Annotated in this window: 18 protein-coding genes and 2 pseudogenes; 10 read left to right on the top strand and 10 right to left on the bottom strand. The window is 60.6% G+C overall.

Going from position 1 to position 17,861, the window contains the following annotated elements; genetic code table 11:
* Window positions 1–95 precede the first annotated feature (95 nt).
* The 6 genes from sugE to JWR14_RS20645 all read left to right on the top strand — a co-directional run bounded on the left by sugE (window position 96) and on the right by JWR14_RS20645 (window position 6,025).
* Window positions 96–416, top strand: a complete 321-nt coding sequence (sugE, locus tag JWR14_RS20670) for a quaternary ammonium compound efflux SMR transporter SugE (RefSeq protein WP_299710669.1) — start codon at window positions 96–98, stop codon at window positions 414–416.
* Between the two features lie 452 nt (window positions 417–868).
* Window positions 869–1,510, top strand: a complete 642-nt coding sequence (locus JWR14_RS20665) for a DUF4126 domain-containing protein (protein WP_165092081.1) — start codon at window positions 869–871, stop codon at window positions 1,508–1,510.
* Window positions 1,511–1,632: 122 nt separating this feature from the next.
* Complete coding sequence (locus JWR14_RS20660) at window positions 1,633–4,137, top strand: FtsX-like permease family protein (protein WP_299710680.1); 2,505 nt, start codon at window positions 1,633–1,635, stop codon at window positions 4,135–4,137.
* Window positions 4,138–4,224: 87 nt separating this feature from the next.
* Window positions 4,225–4,635 (top strand): group II truncated hemoglobin, encoded by a 411-nt coding sequence (locus JWR14_RS20655; RefSeq protein WP_299710648.1) that lies wholly within the window; start codon window positions 4,225–4,227, stop codon window positions 4,633–4,635.
* A 68-nt stretch (window positions 4,636–4,703) separates the two neighbouring features.
* On the top strand, window positions 4,704–5,435 hold the full coding sequence (locus tag JWR14_RS20650) for an alanyl-tRNA editing protein (protein WP_299710645.1): 732 nt from the start codon (window positions 4,704–4,706) through the stop codon (window positions 5,433–5,435).
* Complete coding sequence (locus JWR14_RS20645; protein ID WP_299710641.1) at window positions 5,435–6,025, top strand: DUF924 family protein; 591 nt, start codon at window positions 5,435–5,437, stop codon at window positions 6,023–6,025. The genes JWR14_RS20650 and JWR14_RS20645 overlap by 1 nt, the downstream gene beginning before the upstream one ends.
* Before the next feature lie 4 nt (window positions 6,026–6,029).
* Here JWR14_RS20645 and JWR14_RS20640 read toward each other — a convergent pair whose 3' ends face one another.
* The 6 genes and pseudogenes from JWR14_RS20640 to JWR14_RS20615 form a co-directional block, all read right to left on the bottom strand.
* A complete protein-coding gene (locus tag JWR14_RS20640) occupies window positions 6,030–6,776 on the bottom strand; it encodes an SDR family oxidoreductase (RefSeq protein WP_299710638.1) in 747 nt (248 codons plus the stop codon).
* A 92-nt stretch (window positions 6,777–6,868) separates the two neighbouring features.
* Window positions 6,869–7,453, bottom strand: coding sequence for a TIGR00730 family Rossman fold protein (locus JWR14_RS20635; protein ID WP_299710635.1), 585 nt, complete (start codon window positions 7,451–7,453; stop codon window positions 6,869–6,871).
* Entirely contained in the window at window positions 7,453–8,169 is a 717-nt protein-coding gene (locus JWR14_RS20630; protein ID WP_299710632.1) for a TetR/AcrR family transcriptional regulator, read from the bottom strand. The genes JWR14_RS20635 and JWR14_RS20630 overlap by 1 nt, the downstream gene beginning before the upstream one ends.
* A 179-nt stretch (window positions 8,170–8,348) precedes the next feature.
* Window positions 8,349–8,864 (bottom strand): diacylglycerol kinase, encoded by a 516-nt coding sequence (locus JWR14_RS20625; protein ID WP_299710677.1) that lies wholly within the window; start codon window positions 8,862–8,864, stop codon window positions 8,349–8,351.
* 329 nt (window positions 8,865–9,193) lie between these two features.
* Window positions 9,194–10,225, bottom strand: coding sequence for a glycosyltransferase family 1 protein (locus tag JWR14_RS20620; protein ID WP_299710629.1), 1,032 nt, complete (start codon window positions 10,223–10,225; stop codon window positions 9,194–9,196).
* 50 nt (window positions 10,226–10,275) lie between these two features.
* Window positions 10,276–11,109, bottom strand: a pseudogene (locus JWR14_RS20615) (UDP-2,3-diacylglucosamine diphosphatase); the annotation flags it as partial.
* A 428-nt stretch (window positions 11,110–11,537) separates the two neighbouring features.
* Between JWR14_RS20615 and JWR14_RS20610 the strand changes: the two are divergent.
* A complete protein-coding gene (locus JWR14_RS20610) occupies window positions 11,538–12,416 on the top strand; it encodes a class I SAM-dependent methyltransferase (protein WP_299710626.1) in 879 nt (292 codons plus the stop codon).
* Between the two features lie 118 nt (window positions 12,417–12,534).
* Here the strand turns inward: JWR14_RS20610 and JWR14_RS20605 are convergent, their stop codons facing one another.
* From JWR14_RS20605 to JWR14_RS20590, 4 genes are read right to left on the bottom strand one after another with little or no spacing between them, the layout of a single operon-like run.
* Complete coding sequence (locus JWR14_RS20605) at window positions 12,535–13,083, bottom strand: RDD family protein (RefSeq protein WP_299710623.1); 549 nt, start codon at window positions 13,081–13,083, stop codon at window positions 12,535–12,537.
* Window positions 13,084–13,089: 6 nt separating this feature from the next.
* Complete coding sequence (locus JWR14_RS20600) at window positions 13,090–13,842, bottom strand: DUF3106 domain-containing protein (RefSeq protein ID WP_299710620.1); 753 nt, start codon at window positions 13,840–13,842, stop codon at window positions 13,090–13,092.
* A gap of 18 nt (window positions 13,843–13,860) precedes the next feature.
* Window positions 13,861–14,307: a DUF3619 family protein gene (locus JWR14_RS20595; protein WP_299710617.1), complete on the bottom strand. Its 447-nt coding sequence runs from the start codon at window positions 14,305–14,307 to the stop codon at window positions 13,861–13,863.
* A complete protein-coding gene (locus tag JWR14_RS20590; protein WP_047844602.1) occupies window positions 14,304–14,867 on the bottom strand; it encodes an RNA polymerase sigma factor in 564 nt (187 codons plus the stop codon). Before JWR14_RS20590 ends, JWR14_RS20595 begins: the two co-directional genes overlap by 4 nt.
* Window positions 14,868–15,250: 383 nt before the next feature.
* Here JWR14_RS20590 and JWR14_RS20585 point away from each other — a divergent pair, with 383 nt between their 5' ends.
* The 3 genes and pseudogenes from JWR14_RS20585 to JWR14_RS20575 all read left to right on the top strand — a co-directional run.
* Window positions 15,251–17,014, top strand: a complete 1,764-nt coding sequence (locus JWR14_RS20585; protein WP_299710614.1) for an acetolactate synthase 3 catalytic subunit — start codon at window positions 15,251–15,253, stop codon at window positions 17,012–17,014.
* Window positions 17,015–17,128: 114 nt separating this feature from the next.
* Entirely contained in the window at window positions 17,129–17,620 is a 492-nt protein-coding gene (gene ilvN, locus JWR14_RS20580) for an acetolactate synthase small subunit (RefSeq protein ID WP_047844600.1), read from the top strand.
* Window positions 17,621–17,704: 84 nt separating this feature from the next.
* Window positions 17,705–17,861: pseudogene (locus JWR14_RS20575) on the top strand (ketol-acid reductoisomerase); the annotation flags it as partial.

The raw sequence follows: 17,861 nt of genomic DNA, 5'->3' as shown, positions 1-17,861 counted from the left end.
TATCAGTATAATTACGCTCCTATTACATGCCGCATGGACGACCCTGCGCGCTTCTGAACACATCGGGGACGACCCCGTTTTAGACGGGAGTTTCCATGTCGTGGTTTCTGTTGCTAATCGCCGGCGTGCTTGAAGTGGCGTGGGCTGCGGGTCTCAAAACCTCCGAAGGTTTCACACGGCTCTGGCCGTCGGTGTTCACGCTGGTCACGGCCGTCGGGAGCTTCGTGCTGCTGGCAATGGCAATGCGCCAGTTGCCACTGGGTACGGCTTACGCCGTGTGGACGGGTATCGGCGCAGTTGGGGCATTCGTGTTCGGGATTGTCATGCTCGGCGAAGCGCTGACGGTTGCGCGAGTCGCGAGCGCTGCACTGATCGTGATCGGGTTGATCGGATTGAAATTGTCGTCGGGGCATTAAATCCGACAATTCAACGCACTCCAGCGGCCTTTTGTCGCGGCCCATCGCGGTGTGCTAATTAAAGGCATCGCAAAAATGACCGTTAAAGAGTACAAGGCGGGAGTACAGAGCCGCGTGTGCCGCTGTTTCGCGATTAAGGGCTGAATCAGGAACGTTGGATGCTGCCCACGTTCACCTATGGCGCGATGCATCAACGCGCTGTGCGTGGCTATAATGACTTTCAGTTGTCTTGAAAATCTTGAAAAATTCGCCGGGTTCGGCAGCCTCAGTTTGGGCACATGAATCCGGAACAGCGCCAGAATAAGGTGGGCCGGGTCAATACTACCGGGCCGCATCCATTTATCCCCAGCCTGTCGCGCAGCTTGAGCGGCGGGTCAGGCATTCGTAGCCGGATGCGCCGGAATCTGCCCGGTGCTCGGGGCACGGGGCGAGCAGCGCGCAAGGAGACGGTCATGCTTGAAGCACTTTCGCTGGCAGCGGGTCTTTCGTGGGCCAGCGGGCTGCGACTGTACCTGACGGTGTTCGTCGCGGGGCTGTTCGAGCGCATGGGACTGGTCCACCTGCCCGACACCCTCGCGGTGCTCGGTTCTCCGTGGGTGATCGGCGTGGCCGCAGCGCTCGCCGTCGTCGAGTTTTTCGCCGATAAAATCCCCGCCTTCGATTCCCTCTGGGACGCCATCCACACCTTCATTCGCATTCCGGCCGGCGCAGTGCTGGCCGTCGGCGCGTTCGGCCACGCTGATCCGGCGTTGCTGACCGTCGCCGCGCTTGCTGGCGGTACGCTCGCGGGCGCCGCGCATCTGGCAAAAGCCGGCACGCGTGCGCTGATCAATTTATCGCCGGAACCGGTGTCGAACTGGGTGGCATCGGCGACCGAGGATTTCGGCGCGTTGCTGGGTATTACGCTGGCGTTGTTCGTGCCACTGCTGTGCCTCGTTCTGATCATCGCGTTCCTGTTGTGTGCGGGCTGGGCATTGCCGCGGCTCGTGAGAGGCGTGCGTGGTGGTTTTGGGCGGATGGCCAAGCACATGGTGCCAAGCGTCAGCGCACGTGTGAATCCCGGCGTGGGCCGCTTCAGGAGCAAGCACGATTGAGTACGAGTAGCCTGGGCGGCGAGCTGAAGCAGGATTCGAAGCAAGATTCCAAGCAGGATCCCGAGCAAAATTCAAAGCAGCAAGGACTGAGCTTCACGCAGATCGCGCGCCAGTCGCTGCGGATGACCGCGCGCGACTGGCGCGCGGGCGAGCTGACCATGCTTATCCTCGCGCTCGTGCTGGCAGTTGCCGCGCTCGCGAGCGTCGGCTTTCTCGGCGACCGGATGCGCCAGGGGCTGGAGCGGGATGCGCGGCAGATGATAGCTGCGGATTTTGTCGTGCGCGCCGATCATCCGGTCGATCCCGCGTTCGCCGCTGAAGCGGCGCAACTCAAGCTCGAGACTGCGACCACCGCGATTTTCCCCAGCATGATCAGTGCGGCGGCATCGGGAAATACATCCACCCCGCCCGTCGCCCGCCTTGCGGCGTTGAAGGCCGTTTCCCCAGGGTATCCGCTGCGCGGCGCAGTGCGCACCGCAACCGCCGTCGATCAACCAGGAGCGCCCGCCACCTCCATTCCTGCGCCCGGCACCGTCTGGGTCGACCCCGCGTTGCTCGATGCGCTGAAAGTGCCCGTCGGTGGCACCGTCCGCGTCGGCACGCGCACGTTCAAGGTCGCGGCGGTCATCACTCGCGAGCTCGATCGCGGTTTTTCGTTCGTCAGCTTTTCGCCGCGCTTGATGATGCGTGCCGATGAACTCGCGTCCACCGGCCTCGTCACGTTCGGCAGCCGCGTGACCTATCGGCTGCTCGTGGCGGGACCGGATGCGCAGGTCAAGCAGTTCGCCACGTTCGCCCGCGCCAAGGTGGACGACGGCAAGCTGCGCGGTGTCGCGCTCGAATCGTTGCAGGACGGCCAGCCGCAAGTGCGTCAGACCATCGACCGTGCCAGTCATTTCCTCACGCTCGTCTCGCTGCTTACCGCGCTGCTCGCGGCGGTTGCAATCGCCATGGCCTCGCACCGCTTCGCGCGCCGGCATCTGGATGGTTGCGCCGCGATGCGCTGTCTCGGTGTGAGCCAGGGGACGTTGCGGGCATTGTTTATTGGCGAATTCCTGGCTGTCGGGCTGCTGGCCAGTGCGGTGGGCGTCGTGCTTGGCTTCGGTGGGCATCTGGTGCTGCTGGACTGGTTGGGAACGCTCGTCGATGTGGAATTGCCACCTCCCAGCGTCTGGCCCGCGCTTCAGGGCATTGCGACCGGACTGGTGTTGCTGCTGGGTTTCGCTGTGCCACCGTTGCTGCCGCTGACCCGTGTGCCGCCGGTCCACGTGATTCGCCGCGAGCTTGGCGATGCCGGCCGGGTAGCGTGGATCGCCTACGGCGTGGGCGTGCTGTTGTTCGCCGGCCTGCTCGTGCTCGCGGCCGGCGAATGGAAACTGGGCGGGATCGTGGCAGGCGGGTTTGCGGGTGGTCTGGTGCTGTTTGGCGGCATCGCGCGCGTGGCGCTTTGGGGCGCCGCACGGTTTGTGCGCAGCGAACGCGTCGGCGCGGGAGTGGGTTGGCGATACGCGCTGGCGTCGCTCGAGCGGCGCAGCGGCGCGAGCGCGCTGCAGATCACGGCGCTTGGTATCGGCCTGATGTGCCTGCTGCTCATTGCAATGACGCGCAGCGACCTGATCGCGGGCTGGCGGCAATCGACGCCGCCGGACGCACCGAACGAATTTCTCATCGATGTCCAGCCTGACCAGCGCGCCGGCGTTACCGATTACCTCAAGCAGTATGGGCAGGGTGACGCAGTGTTGTCGCCCATGGTGCGCGGTCGCCTGGTCGCCGTGAACGGCAAGCCGGTCAGTCCCGACAACTACGAAAAGGCCGACGCAAAGCGTCTGGTTGACCGCGAGTTCAACCTCTCGTACACCACCGAACTACCCAGCGATAACCGCGTGGTCGGCGGCGACTGGTACGGCACGGACGGTAAACCGCAGGTATCGATAGAAGAGGGGCTCGCGAAGATTATCCACGTGAAGCTCGGCGATACGATGCGTTTCGACGTCGCCGGCATGCAGGTTGAAGGGGCTGTCACGAGCCTGCGCAAGGTTGACTGGAATTCGTTCAAGGTCAATTTCTTTGTCCTGATGCCGCCGCCGTCCATCAGCGATCTGCCCGCTACGTTCATTACAAGTTTCCATTTACCGCCGGGGCAACAAAGTTTGATCGACGGCTTGATCAACAAGTATCCGAGCGTGACCGCCATTGATATCGCGCCAATTCTCGCGCAGATCCAGCGCGTGCTGGAGCAGGTGATTGGCGCCGTGCAGTTCCTGTTTGTCTTCACGCTCGCGGCGGGTGTGCTCGTGCTGTACGCGGCGCTGGCCGGCACGCGCGACGAGCGTGTGCACGAGTCTGCGTTGCTGCGCGCGCTCGGGGCATCGCATAAACAGGTGCGCTCGGTGCAGACCGCGGAGTTCGTGGCCGTGGGCGCATTGAGCGGGCTAATGGCGGCACTGGGCGCGCAGGGAATTGGCTATGTGCTGGCGACGCGCGTGTTCGAGTTTCACATCGATTTCAACCCGTGGCTTGTGCCCGCGGGCATCGTGGCGGGTGTCGTGTGTTCGGGCGTGGGCGGCTGGATGAGCCTGCGCCGCGTGCTGTCGCGGCCCGCGCTGCAATCGTTGCGGGATGCCTGACCGAGACCCGGATAACGCCTGGCCTGGCGCCGAGACGAACCCCACAGCGCTCATTGCGCCATGTCCCGATAACCCCAAAGAAAACGCATGACCGAAGCAAATACTGAACAAGCGCCGCAACCCACGGCATTTGAACTCGTTGGCGGCGAGGAGCGCGTGCGTGCACTCGTCGACCGGTTCTACGACTTGATGGATCTCGAACCGGAATTCGCGGCTTTACGCGCATTGCATCCGCCCACGCTCGAGAATTCCCGCGATAAATTCTTCTGGTTCCTGTGCGGCTGGATGGGCGGCCCGGACCATTACATCAGCCGCTTTGGGCATCCGCGTTTGCGTGCTCGCCATATGAACTTCGCGATTGCATCGCCGGAACGGGATCAGTGGTTGCGCTGCATGGCGTGGGCAATGGAAGACATTGGCCTCGACACGCCCTTGCGCGAGCGCTTGCTCACGTCCTTCTTCGATACCGCCGACTGGATGCGCAATCGGCCGGACTAAGAATGCTTGGCGGCACGCCCGCATAATACGGGTTCATTTTCAGCCGGCGACAGACCAGGAGACTCCCCATGAGCACACGTGCGTTGTTTCGCGAAGACGCCTATTTGACGCGCTGCGAGGCGTTAGTAACGGCTATCGACGAGCTCGGTATCCATCTCGATCAAACCGTGTTTTATCCGCTGGGCGGTGGCCAGGCCGGCGACGCCGGATCGCTGACGCTGGCGGACGGCACGCGCATTGAAATAGCCGATACCCGCAAGGCCAAGTTCGAAGGCGCAACGCCCGATGACGCCGTCCACGTGCCCGCGCCGGATCAGGAAGCGCTGCTCTCGACGTTGAAAGTGGGCGATCGGGTGACGGCCGAGATCGATTGGGAACGGCGTTACCGGCACATGCGCCTGCATACGGCCACGCATCTGTTGTGCGCGGCATTACCCTATCCCGTCGATGGTTGCAGCATCACCAGCGGCTATGCGCGCATGGATTTCGCGACGGTCGAGCCGATCGAACGTGAGGAACTGGAAACGCGTTTGCGCGAGCTGATTGGCGGCGCGCATCCGGTGGCGACCGAGTGGATCACCGATCAGGAAATGGAAGAGCGTCCCGAGCTCGTCCGCACCATGAGCGTGAAGCCGCCGGCCGGCATGGGGCGCGTTCGGTTGCTGCGTATCCAGGGGATCGATCTGCAGCCGTGCGGAGGTACGCATGTGCGTAACACGAGCGAGATCGGTGACTTGAGGATTGCGAAGGTGGAGAAGAAAAGTGCACGCACGCGGCGTCTCGTGATCGAGTTCGCGTGATGCTCGACGCGCGCGCTCAAGCGGTGCTTGATACGTGGTTCGGTGCGCCGGATTCAGCGCAGTTTGGCCACGCGCGCAAGGTCTGGTTCAAGAAGGACGTCACCTTCGACGCCCTGCTTAACGAGCGCTTCGGCGCGCTGCTTGAGGAGGCATTGGAGGGTCGGCTTACGTCGTGGGCGGCTACTCCGCCCGGCACGCTGGCGTTGATCGTATTGCTGGATCAATTCACGCGCAATTGCTTTCGCGGTACGCCGCGAGCGTTCGCCGGCGACGACGAAGCATTAAAGCTGGCTCGCACGCTGGTTGATACACGCGACGAACTCACGCTGCCGACGATTCATCATCGCGTGTTCGTGACCATGCCCTTCGAGCACGACGAGGCATTGGCAAGCCAGCGCGAAGCCGTGCGTCTGCTTCAGGCGCTCTTCGATGAAACCGGCGACAAGGACGTGGAAGACTCTCTGGATTACGCGCTTCGTCATGCTGAAGTGATCGCGCGGTTTGGCCGCTTTCCACATCGCAACGTTGTGCTCGGCCGTGAGACAACGGCCGAAGAACGCACGTGGCTCAAGCAGGAGGGCGGCTTCTGACGTTCTACCGCCCGCCCGCCACGTCGAGCAATGCGCCGGTCACATACGCCGACGCATCGGACAGCAACCACACAATCGATTCCGCCACTTCATTCGCCGTACCAGGCCGCCCCAGCGGAGTGAGCACGCCCAACTGCGCCGCGCGATCCGGCTTGCCTCCGCTTGCGTGAATCTCGGTATCGATCAAACCGGGCCGGATGGCATTCACGCGCACGCCTTCCGGGCCGAGTTCTTTCGCGAGGCCGATCGTCAGGGTATCGACGGCGCCTTTCGATCCCGCGTAATCCAGGTACTCGTTCGGTGACCCGAGCCGCGCTGCCGCCGACGACACATTGACGATGGACCCGCCCCGTCCACCGCGTTTCGTCGACATGCGCCGCGCCGCTTCACGAGCGCAGAGATACGCGCCCAGCACGTTGGTATCGAAGACGCGTTTCATACGCGCGACGTCCATGTCGGCGAGTGCGGAACCGGGCGCGACAATGCCCGCGTTGTTCACGAAACCATCGATCGGGCCAAACGCGCGCAGCGTTGCATCGAACATCGCAATGACATCGGCTTCTTCGCAGACATCGCCCTGGATTGCGATTGCGCGGCCACCGGCGGCTTCCACGCCAGCGACGGTTGCATCGGCGGCGCTGCGGTTGGTCGCGTAATTCACGCCGACCGACCAGCCACGCGCGGCGCACAACAACGCGGCGGCACGGCCAATTCCACGGCTGCCGCCTGTGATCAACACTACTTTCGACATCGTCAGGTTCTCCGCTTAATCCGTTTTAGATATCAAACCGCGTCGCGCTAGACCGGGTCGCGCAAGACCGGGTCGCGCTAGACCGCGTCGCGCTAGACCGCGTCGCGTTTCTCGGGCCAGCGGTCCACCAGCGGCGGTGTATAGGCCTTGAGCGATTCGATCAGCTTCACGGGATCGGCGTTGACTTGCAGCATGTCGAGGTACGGCGCGCGCATGAATCCTTCTTCCACCGTATGGCGCAGCATGGCGAGCAGCGGATCGTAATACCTGTCCACGTTCAGCAACGCGACTGGCTTCTCGTGATACTTGAGCTGAGCCCACGTATAGGTCTCGAACAGCTCTTCAAACGTGCCGACACCACCAGGCATCGATACAAACGCATCCGAGAGATCCGCCATTTTCTTCTTGCGCTGATGCATGTCTGGCACAACATACAGTTCCGTCAGACTTTTATGACCGACTTCCTTGGTCATCAGCAATTCGGGAATGACACCGATGGCGCGGCCACCCAGCGCGAGGACTTCATCGGCAATGATGCCCATCAACCCCACGCTCCCGCCGCCGTACACCAGCGCGAGATCCGCTTCCACCAACGCGCGGCCGAACGCTTTTGCCGCTTCGGCATAGACCGGTCGGGCTCCATTGGCGGAGCCGCAATACACGCAGACTGCTTTCATTAAATAGGTTCCTTAGGGGCGCCGTCTTCCTTCGGCGCGCGGTAATCGGCAAAGACGCGTTCTGGCATTTTCCCCGACACGAGGTCGTCGAAAATCTGCCGTGATCGCCCGCGGAGATACGGCGCCATCACCGAGATGATATGCAGGCTTGCTTGATGCAATTCCGCGCGGATCGTTTCCTGCTCGTTGTATTTGCGCGGGTTCATGACGAACTGGTACGACAGCCAGTACGTTGCGATCACCCCCATGTTGGTCGCTATCACCTTGATTTCCGCGGGTGTTGCGACCATTTCGTGATCGGCTACAAGGGCGTCGCACAGTTGCTGCGCGAAGTTGACCTTGTGGGTGATGATCTGTTTGAAATGCGTTTCCAGCGTGCGGTTACGGGCGAGCAGGTCATTCAGGTCGCGATACAAAAACCGGTACTGCCACAGGAAATCCGCCATGTACTGCAGGTACGACCACATCTCGTCAATGGTCGGACGATGGTCTTCCGGAAAACGCAGGCGCTTTTCGATCTGCTGCTCGAACTGCGCGAAAATGCTGTTGATGATGTCGTCTTTATTGCGGAAATGGTAGTACAGGTTGCCTGGACTGATTTCCATCTCTTCCGCGATGGTGGTCGTCGTGACGTTCGGTTCCCCGATATCGTTGAACAGCTTCAGCGATAGTTCGAGAATCCGTTCGCGGGTGCGGCGGGGAGGTTTGGCTTCCATGTCGTCCGGACCTGGTTGACCGGCTCCGGGTGAGGGCGGCCTGAGGCGGCCTGCGTGACGGCGTCACGAACCCGGAAATCGGTGGCTATCTTGAATATCGGACGATTATAAACGGCTGGATAGGGGGTGGGGTCCGCGCGGACTGGCCAGTCGGGTGCCGCGGCAGGTTTAAAGCGCGTTTAGAACAGCATCAGGGCCCATCGCCACAGCAGAGGGCCGACTATCAGGCCCCATGTGAGCACGCAGACCAGCAGGGCGACCATGACGGCCGCGCTGCCGAAATCCTTCGCCCGTTTGGAGAGTTCGTGCCGCTCCAGCGAAATCCGGTCTATTGCTGCTTCCACGCTCGAGTTGAGCAACTCCACCATCAGCACCAGCAGCACCGACGCCAGCAGCGCCGCGCGTTCAACCGGCGAGACCGGCACGAAGATGCCGCACGGCACCAGGATGGCCGCGAGCGTCAGCTCCTGGCGGAACGCACTTTCTTCGCGGATCGCCACGCGAAAGCCGTTCAGCGAGTTTTTCATCGCGTGCCAGGCGCGGGTCAGTCCGCGATTGCCCTTGTAGGGATTGAACGGCAACGGAGCGAGCGGATCGTCGGCGCTCAGGGGCTCGCTCAAGGGTTCGCCTGGGTGCGGCGAGCTCTCGATGTCGTCGTCTTCGTTGCTGAAGGGTTCCCGGTGTATCAAGAGCAGGGATTTCGCTTGCACTGAAGGTTTGGCTTTCACATTGCGCTTCTTTGAAACTTGCTGTGATTGATCTGACGCACGCTCCGGCGCACTCGCTGAGCCACGCTCGAAACCAGTCCGCGGCGCGGGGTGACGCGCGGATGAATTCTCGAGCGGCGCGCTGCGCAGAAGTCAGAGGCGAGTCCGCCGACAGCTTGTTGCAGTTGCAGGCGGTCACATCGTATGTTGCCTTCATCGGCTGACGAGTCTCGAACGGTGCAGCACGTTTTGACACCCGCCACGTTGCGCGGAGAGCCACGGCACTCAACATGCCGTGGCCCTGCGCCCAAGCCAGATTACGCCGTTGCTTGGCTTTGCGTCGCACCGCGAGTTGCAAGCGGCTTCAGATTCGACGCAAATTGCTCCGATGCCGCCCGCCACGAGAACTTCTCCGCCCACGCACGGGCATCGGCGCGTTCAATCTTCAGCGCCCGCAAACACGCTTCACGGAGGTCTTCGTCGAGCGCACCCGGGCCATCGGTACCGAGCACATCGATCGGACCCGTCACCGGGTACGCTGCGACCGGCGTACCGCATGCCATGGCTTCGAGGAGCACGAGGCCGAAGGTATCGGTGCGGCTCGGGAACACGAATACGTCAGCGGCCGCGTAGACCTTCGCCAGCTCCGCCTGCGACAGCACGCCAAGATAGTTCGCATTCGGGTAACGCGATTTCAGTTCGGCAAGCGCCGGTCCTTCTCCCGCGACCCACTTTGATCCGGGCAGATCGAGCTTCAGGAAGGCCTCGACGTTCTTCTCGACCGCCACGCGTCCGACATAGAGAAAAATGGGCCGCGTCGTGTTCAAAACCTTCGAATCCATCGGTTGAAAGATATCCAGATCCACGCCGCGTGTCCACAAGACCACGTTCGTAAACCCGAACTTTTCGAGGTCATCTTTCACCACGGGCGTGGGCGCCATCACCGCTTGCGAAGGCTTGTGGAACCAGTGCAAAAACTTGTAGGTTGCAGCGAGCGGAATGTGAAACCGTGCCTGCACGTATTCAGGAAAGCGCGTGTGGTACGCGGTCGTGAAGGGGAGTTTGTTGCGCAGGGCGAATGAGCGCGCGGCCATGCCGAGCGGACCCTCCGTCGCGATATGCAGCGCATCCGGCGCAAACTCCGCTATGCGTTGCGCGACGCGGCGGCGCGGCAGCAGCGACAGGCGAATCTCCGGATAAGTCGGGCACGCGATAGTCCTGAATTCGAGCGGCGTCAGCAATTCCACGCGGTGTCCCAGCGCAGTCAGTTCGCGGCTGGTGCTTTTCAATGTACGCACGACGCCGTTGACTTGCGGTTCCCATGCATCGGTAACGATCATGATTTTCATTCGATGGCCTCGATAAGTGAAAGCGCTCAGGCGGTTGCTCGGGCGGTCGATCAAGCAGTTGCAGCGGCCTTTTGCGAATGGTTTTCAGGCGAACGCAGGACAGTCCAGTAGATGATCTTCAGTTCGCCTTCGAACGTCTCGACTAGCGCCGACAGGCTTTCCACCCAGTCGCCGTCATTGCAGTACAGGACACCGTCGATATCGCGGATTTCAGCTTTATGGATGTGGCCGCAGACAACGCCGTCGCAGCCGCGGCGGCGCGCTTCATCGGTCATCACGTGCTCGAACTTCGAGATGAAGTTCACCGCGTTCTTGACCTGATGCTTGAGGTATTGCGAGAGCGACCAGTAGTTCAGGCCGAGGCGGCTGCGCACCCGGTTGAACCAGCGGTTGAGCAGCAGGATCAGCGTGTAGAGCGTGTCGCCGAGATACGCGAGCCACTTGGCGTGCTGGATGACACCGTCGAAGAGATCGCCATGCACGATCCACAAGCGCTTGCCGGCGAGCGTGGTGTGGAAGGCCTCGCTGCGCACGTGAATGTCGCCAAAAGCGAGGTCGCAGAACTGTCGCGCGGCTTCGTCGTGATTGCCCGGAATGTAGACCACTTGCGTGCCCTTGCGCGCTTTGCGCAGCACTTTCTGGATCACGTCGTTGTGCGCTTGCGGCCAGAACCAGCCCTTGCGCAGTTGCCATCCGTCGATGATGTCGCCAACCAGGTACAGGTACTCGGAATCGTTATGACGGAGAAAATCGAGCAGATAGTTCGCCTGGCAACCGCCGGAGCCGAGATGGATATCGGACAGCCAGATGGTGCGGTAGCGATGGTCGGCAGGTTCGTCGTCGGGGCGTGGGGTGGTCCCGGAAGCGGTCGGGGGAGCGAGGCTGGCGCCGGTGGTTTCAGGGGAAGGGGGAGGCGCAACGTCGGTGCGGAACGCGACGGCTTCGGCATCGCGGAGGGTAATGGCTAGGAGGTGACTCGCAGACGATTTAGTGGCCATGGGCACGCGCAACGGGTTGCAGTGCGGCCATTGCGCCACGCCCACGTGACGGAGCCATGACAGTCATGAAAACTTCTTATTACTAAGGGTTGCGATGGAAGTTGCGAGCGTGCGGTGAAGAAGGAAAAACGCCGCAAATTATTCGGTTCTTCGGGATAGGTGTCGAGCCGGTCCGGTTGGCTTTGCGGGCGCTGATGCCCCATTACACTGCGCGATGTTGACGCGCGATTTCGTTTTCGCACTCGGGTTCGCTCAGCTAGAAAATGCCCCGATGGGCCATCGTTGTTGCAGAGCCACAGCCGCGCACGACCGCGATGAAACAATACAACATGCGCGAGTCGCCGATGACCCGACGCAATACATCGCCGCAAGTACACGAGGAGCAGAACATCCTCATCGTGTTGGCATGGCCTATACTTTCGGATTTACGATGGAATCCTATGCAACTGGATAGTGGAACAGTGGGGCCGGTCGTTCGAATGTCGATGTGCAAGGTATGCAACGAACCGGCGCCTCTTTACGGCGTTACCGACTTCAACAAGAGTTGCGAAGAGCGACGCGGCCGCTATCTGCCGCTCACCGGCGTGCCGGTCTATTACCATCAATGCGATGCTTGCGGTCTCATCTTCACGAATGCGTTCGATCAATGGAGCAAGGCCGACTACCTGCAGCACATTTATAACGACGACTATGTGCTGGTCGACCCTGACTACATTGATTCACGGCCTGCGGGCAATGCTGTTTTCATTCTCGATTTCATCAAGAAAGATCGCGCGCTGAGGTGTCTCGACTATGGCGGTGGCAATGGCACGCTGACGTCGTTATTGCGCGCGGGCGGAGTCGACGGACATAGTTGGGACCCGATGGATGAACAAGCGGTGCCGCCGTCCGGCTCATTCGATTTCATCAGCGCGTTCGAGGTTCTGGAGCACACGCCGGAACCGCTGGCGACGGCCCAGGAAGCGCTCGGGCTGCTAAACGGACGGGGTGTATTGCTGTTTTCCACGTTGACGATAGATCACGTGCCGCCGCGAGGGATGGACAACTGGTACATCGCACCTCGCAATGGCCACATCACGCTCTACACGCGACGCTCATTGCAGACGATGTTTGCGGGATTGGGTTATCGGATCCATCACTTCAACGACAACCTTCATATGGCGCTGAAGGAAGATCCAGACTGGTTGAGCTGAGACCGACAAAGCATGATTGGAGAGAAGGCCGGATTTTCAGCGCGCAATTGACGCTTCGGAAGCCTAAGCTATTTTGTTGGGCCGCGATCCACGGCGCTTCAACATTGCGGATGTTGGATTAAACCTTCGGCGGGATCATGCCCAAACCCGCGCCCAAATCCACGCCCACAATCCGCGTTCCGGCCAGCCGGTCATGCAAGAACTGTCGTGCCGGATCGAGCCATACCGCTGCTGCCCAGAGCACAATCCACGCGGTGGTCACCACCAGCGTGGTCGGAACAGAAAGCTTGAGCAGCGGATGCAATGCCAGCGGCGGCAAGAACCACAACCACGCGAACACATACCGCGCGATGGCGCGTGCAGTCGATACTGGCGCTCCACGCGCATCAACCACTTTCAGCCGCCAGGTTTTCATCGGCAGGGTCTGGCCGCCATGCGTCCAGAAGTAGACGAAATAAACGGCGAGCACGAACCCGATCCACGCCATCAGCAGATTGTGATGGGTGAGTCCGTTGCGTTGCTGGGTGAGTGTACTAAACAAATATCCGGCGATAAAAACGATCCCGAACAGGATCACGCCTTCGTAGAGCATGGTAGCCAGGCGACGACGCAGCCTGGGCGCGGTCAATCCGGGAGACTCGACAGAGTCCAGAGAGGATGCGCTCACTTTTGCCTAAGACCCGTTGAACACGGACGGCGCCTGCTGCGGCGACACCGGAATCGGCGTGGCCGGCACGAAACTGGCGGCACTGGGAATCGAGGGTGCGGCAGGAGCGGCGGTGGCCGCAGGAGAACCGGACGCCCCCTTTTCAGCAACAGCCTCGGAAGCCCGCGCGTGTTCCCGGGCAGTCATCAGCCGGTCGATATCCTTGACTTCGGTTTTGCCGGTTGGCGGCGCGCTGACAACGGTCGGCCGGCGAGGGTGCTCGGCGGCGGCGAGCTTTTTCTTCTGCTCTTCCGGGAGTTTTTGGTACGCATCCCACGCGCGTTCCCGTTTCTCAACGGGGACGGACTTCGAAACTTGATAATTTTCGCGGGCAACCTTGCGCTGGTCCGGCGTCATATGGATCCACTCGGCCATTCGCTCGTGAAGGCGCTTTTGCGCTTCAGGCGACATCTTCTTGTATCGCGATGCTATCTTGATCCAATTGCGCTTACGTTCCTCGCTGAACTGATCCCATTCCGAGGCGAACGGCGCGAGCGCGACCCGTTGGGCGTCGGTGAGCCGAGCCCAGGCCATGGGACTTGCGGGGGAGGAGAGCGAAGAGAGCGGCGACAGGACTTCGCCCCCGCTCGCCCCGGCAGGGGCGGCGGCAACGGGCACCGCCGAAGCGGACGAATAGAAACGCGGATAGGTGGCGGCAAACGCGACAAGTCCCGCAATTGCGCATCCAAAGACAATCGCGAGGCCGCGCTTGTAACTCACCCGATGACTCCTGCAGTCTTAGTGATTGCGCGTCAGGTACGCGTTAAAACCGTGGTCGAGATAGGCGTCGAGCGGAAGCGTGTCGCTGAGCATGGCCGCGTCGATATCGGCGAGTTCGGCGGTGCGCTGCTGGTCCTCGAAATAAGCGATGCCAGCCAATCCGATCACGAGCGCGAGCAGCGGCCACGCCAGCGCGAGCCGCGAGAAGCGGCCGCGTTTACCCGCGTGGTCAGAACTGGCCTGGCCGAGTGAACCCGGACCTGCCAAGCCCGCTCCGGCGAGCGCAGGCGCAAAAACCGGCGCCGCGACCGCGACTTTTTCCGGTTTCTTGCGCGCGATCGCCGTCCGGCGCGCCGCTGCGAGCTTGTCAAGCGATGCGGCGGGCAGTGAATTGATGTTTTCGTCGAGCGCGCGGCGTACCTTCAGCGCGAACTCGGTTTCCTTGTGATCGAGAGCGTTGCTCATAGCGTGATTCCTTTCGCCTTCAGCGCGTGTGCCAGCGCATGCGTGGCCCGCGAGCAATGTGTTTTTACGCTGCCTTCAGAGCAGCCCATTGCAGCGGCGGTTTCGGCGACATCCATATCCTCCCAGTAACGCATGAGAAACGCTTCCCGTTGACGTGCTGGTAGTTTTTGGATCTCCGCGTCGATCAGGTTGAGCACCTGTTCACGCTCGAGCCGGCTCTCGCTGCTTTCCGCACCGACCGTCCCATCTTGCGATTCGAAGGTTTCCAGGGGGTCGAATTCGTCGTCGTCGGCGTTGCCAAACGAGGAAAACAGGCTTACCCAGGTATTGCGGACCTTTTGGCGCCGGAAATAGTCGTGCGTTGCATTCTGCAGGATACGCTGAAACAAAAGGGGCAATTCGGGCGGAGGCCGGTCGCCGTATTTTTCGGCGAGCTTGATCATCGCATCCTGAACGATGTCGAGCGCCGCATCGTCGTCGCGTACGGTGTACACCGTCTGCTTAAACGCGCGTCTTTCGACGCCCGCCAGAAAATCGGCGAGTTCCTTGTCTGATGCCATCCGTGAGGCCCGGCGCAACGAGTGTGCGTCGATAAGGGTTGGTGAGAGGTTAAAGCCTGCGGATGCTAGCAAACTTTTGAGTGAACAGCGAGGAAATGCGCCGCTGTTACAGGCTGAAACACACAGCTTTCTTTAATATTTCGCAGAAATCCACGCTTTTAATGCCCGTTTCCAGTGCGCTTTCGGCGCGACTGTGCAGTTTTTCCTTGACGAACTTTATGGCCTCGGGCTATTGTTTCCGACTCGCATCATAAAGTGAACTGTCTCTTTGAGGCGAGCCCAAGAAGCCCGCTTCCCATTTAGACGCGCCGCTTGAACCCGAGCCACAAGCCCGGCAGAGAGCACCCAATCAATTTTTTGCCGAAAATTCGAAAGGTGAATGTATGAATATGCCCAGCGCGGAATTCTCCACGTCGGATACGACTCCCCCCCTCGAAGCTGAATCCATTGGCGGCACCGTGCTCATGCGCGCGCTCGCTGACGAGAAAGTCGAGTTCATTTGGGGCTATCCCGGCGGCTCGGTACTCTATATCTACGACGAGTTGTACAAGCAGGACGAGATTCAGCACATCCTCGTGCGCCACGAACAGGCCGCGGTCCATGCCGCCGACGCCTACGCGCGCTCCACGGGAAATGTTGGCGTCTGCCTCGTGACCTCCGGCCCCGGTGTCACCAATGCGGTGACCGGTATTGCCACCGCCTACATGGATTCCATTCCGCTCGTCATCATCAGCGGCCAGGTTCCTACCGCGGCAATCGGCCAGGATGCGTTCCAGGAGTGCGACACGGTCGGCATTACACGTCCCTGCGTCAAACACAATTTCCTCGTCAAAGACGTGCGCGACCTCGCCGCAACCGTCAAGAAAGCGTTTTATATCGCCCGTACGGGACGTCCCGGCCCGGTGCTGATCGACATTCCGAAAGACGTGTCGAAGACGCCGTGCAAGTACGAACCCATCAAGTCCGTCTCGCTGCGTTCGTACAATCCGGTGACCAAAGGCCATTCGGGCCAGATCCGCAAGGCCGTGCAGTTGTTGCTCTCGGCGAAGCGTCCGTACATTTATACGGGCGGCGGCATCATCCTGGCGAATGCGGCACGTGAACTGAACCAGTTCGCCGACCTGCTCGGTTATCCGGTGACGAATACGCTGATGGGCCTGGGCGGTTATCGCGCGGACAACAAGAAATTCCTCGGCATGCTCGGCATGCACGGTACGTACGAAGCCAACATGGCGATGCAGCATTGTGACGTGCTGATCGCGGTCGGCGCGCGGTTCGACGACCGCGTCATCGGCGATCCTGAACATTTCGCGTCGCATGCGAAGAAGATCATTCACATTGATATCGATCCGTCGTCCATTTCCAAGCGGGTCAAAGTCGATATCCCCATCGTCGGCGACGTGAAGGAAGTGCTGAAGGAGTTGATCGAACAGTTGCAGACGGCCGAGCATGGTCCGGACACGGCGGCGCTGGCCGACTGGTGGAAGGACATCGAGGCATGGCGTTCGAAGGACTGCCTCAAGTTCGACCGCGCAAGCGAGATCATCAAGCCGCAGTACGTAGTCGAAAAGGCATGGGAACTGACCGACGGCGAAGCATTTGTCTGTTCAGACGTTGGCCAGCATCAAATGTGGGCGGCGCAGTTCTACCGCTTTAACAAACCGCGTCGATGGATCAATTCCGGAGGCCTCGGCACCATGGGCTTCGGCTTGCCGGCGGCCATGGGCGTGAAGATGGCGCACCCGAACGACGAGGTGTTGTGCATCACGGGTGAAGGCTCGATCCAGATGTGCATCCAGGAATTGTCGACGTGCAAGCAGTACAACACGCCGATCAAGATCATTTCGCTCAACAACCGCTATCTCGGCATGGTTCGCCAGTGGCAGCAGATCGAGTACAAGAAGCGCTATTCCAGTTCGTATATGGACGCGCTGCCTGACTTCGTGAAGCTCGCTGAAGCGTATGGTCACGTGGGCATACGTATCGAGCACACGCGCGACGTTGAACCGGCGCTGAAAGAAGCACTGCGCCTGAAGGATCGCACGGTGTTCCTCGACTTCCAGACAGATCCCACCGAAAACGTATTTCCGATGGTCCAGGCAGGCAAGGGCATCACGGAAATGCTGCTCGGGTCGGAAGATCTATAACGGCTCGTTTCTCGTTCGGACTTGCGCGCGCCCGTCTTCACAAAAGACGTCCGGCCGCGCGCGAGTCTCGCGAAAACAAGCTATCTAACTGGATAAATCAGGAACGCAACCATCATGAGACACATTATTTCCGTGCTGCTGGAAAACGAACCGGGCGCGTTATCGCGTGTCGTCGGGCTCTTTTCCGCGCGTGGCTACAACATTGAAACCTTGACGGTGGCGCCGACCGAAGACAGTTCGCTGTCGCGGCTGACCATCGTTTCCATTGGCTCGGATGACGTGATCGAACAGATCACAAAGCACCTGAACCGCCTGATCGAGGTGGTGAAAGTGGTCGACCTGACAGAGGGCGCCCACATTGAGCGCGAGCTGATGCTGATCAAGGTGAGAGCGGTCGGTAAGGAACGGGAAGAGATGAAACGGATGGCGGATATCTTCCGCGGCCGGATTATCGACGTCACCGAAAAAAGCTACACGATGGAACTGACGGGCGCGAGCGACAAGCTCGACGCATTTATTCAGGGGCTGGACGCAACGGCGATTCTCGAGACCGTGCGCACAGGCAGTTCCGGCATTGGCCGGGGCGAGCGAATCCTGAAGGTCTGAGAGCGGCTGAACAAAGCGCACGTTATTAGCACCCGATTTCACAAGTTAAACCTAGCTTATTAATTACAGGTAAAAGGAACCACCATGAAAGTTTTTTACGACAAAGACGCCGACCTCTCCCTCATCAAGGGCAAGCAAGTCACGATCATCGGCTATGGCTCGCAAGGCCATGCACACGCGCTGAACCTGAAGGAAAGCGGCGTGAACGTGACGGTCGGTCTGCGCAAGAACGGCGCATCGT

The sequence above is a fragment of the Caballeronia sp. genome, assembly GCF_028292365.1.
Taxonomy (GTDB): domain Bacteria; phylum Pseudomonadota; class Gammaproteobacteria; order Burkholderiales; family Burkholderiaceae; genus Caballeronia.
This window is presented reverse-complemented; position numbering and strand designations above follow the sequence as displayed.

Excerpts from the sequence above, each read along its gene's own strand:
- JWR14_RS20645 (WP_299710641.1), top strand. The coding sequence starts at position 5,435 with ATGCTCGACGCGCGCGCTCAAGCGGTGCTTGATACGTGGTTCGGTGCG.
- JWR14_RS20620 (WP_299710629.1), bottom strand. The coding sequence starts at position 10,225 with ATGAAAATCATGATCGTTACCGATGCATGGGAACCGCAAGTCAACGGC.
- JWR14_RS20640 (WP_299710638.1), bottom strand. The coding sequence starts at position 6,776 with ATGTCGAAAGTAGTGTTGATCACAGGCGGCAGCCGTGGAATTGGCCGT.
- JWR14_RS20630 (WP_299710632.1), bottom strand. The coding sequence starts at position 8,169 with ATGGAAGCCAAACCTCCCCGCCGCACCCGCGAACGGATTCTCGAACTA.
- JWR14_RS20665 (WP_165092081.1), top strand. The coding sequence starts at position 869 with ATGCTTGAAGCACTTTCGCTGGCAGCGGGTCTTTCGTGGGCCAGCGGG.
- sugE (WP_299710669.1), top strand. The coding sequence starts at position 96 with ATGTCGTGGTTTCTGTTGCTAATCGCCGGCGTGCTTGAAGTGGCGTGG.
- JWR14_RS20635 (WP_299710635.1), bottom strand. The coding sequence starts at position 7,453 with ATGAAAGCAGTCTGCGTGTATTGCGGCTCCGCCAATGGAGCCCGACCG.
- ilvN (WP_047844600.1), top strand. The coding sequence starts at position 17,129 with ATGAGACACATTATTTCCGTGCTGCTGGAAAACGAACCGGGCGCGTTA.
- JWR14_RS20595 (WP_299710617.1), bottom strand. The coding sequence starts at position 14,307 with ATGAGCAACGCTCTCGATCACAAGGAAACCGAGTTCGCGCTGAAGGTA.
- JWR14_RS20660 (WP_299710680.1), top strand. The coding sequence starts at position 1,633 with ATGACCGCGCGCGACTGGCGCGCGGGCGAGCTGACCATGCTTATCCTC.
- JWR14_RS20650 (WP_299710645.1), top strand. The coding sequence starts at position 4,704 with ATGAGCACACGTGCGTTGTTTCGCGAAGACGCCTATTTGACGCGCTGC.
- JWR14_RS20655 (WP_299710648.1), top strand. The coding sequence starts at position 4,225 with ATGACCGAAGCAAATACTGAACAAGCGCCGCAACCCACGGCATTTGAA.
- JWR14_RS20590 (WP_047844602.1), bottom strand. The coding sequence starts at position 14,867 with ATGGCATCAGACAAGGAACTCGCCGATTTTCTGGCGGGCGTCGAAAGA.
- JWR14_RS20585 (WP_299710614.1), top strand. The coding sequence starts at position 15,251 with ATGAATATGCCCAGCGCGGAATTCTCCACGTCGGATACGACTCCCCCC.
- JWR14_RS20610 (WP_299710626.1), top strand. The coding sequence starts at position 11,538 with ATGAAACAATACAACATGCGCGAGTCGCCGATGACCCGACGCAATACA.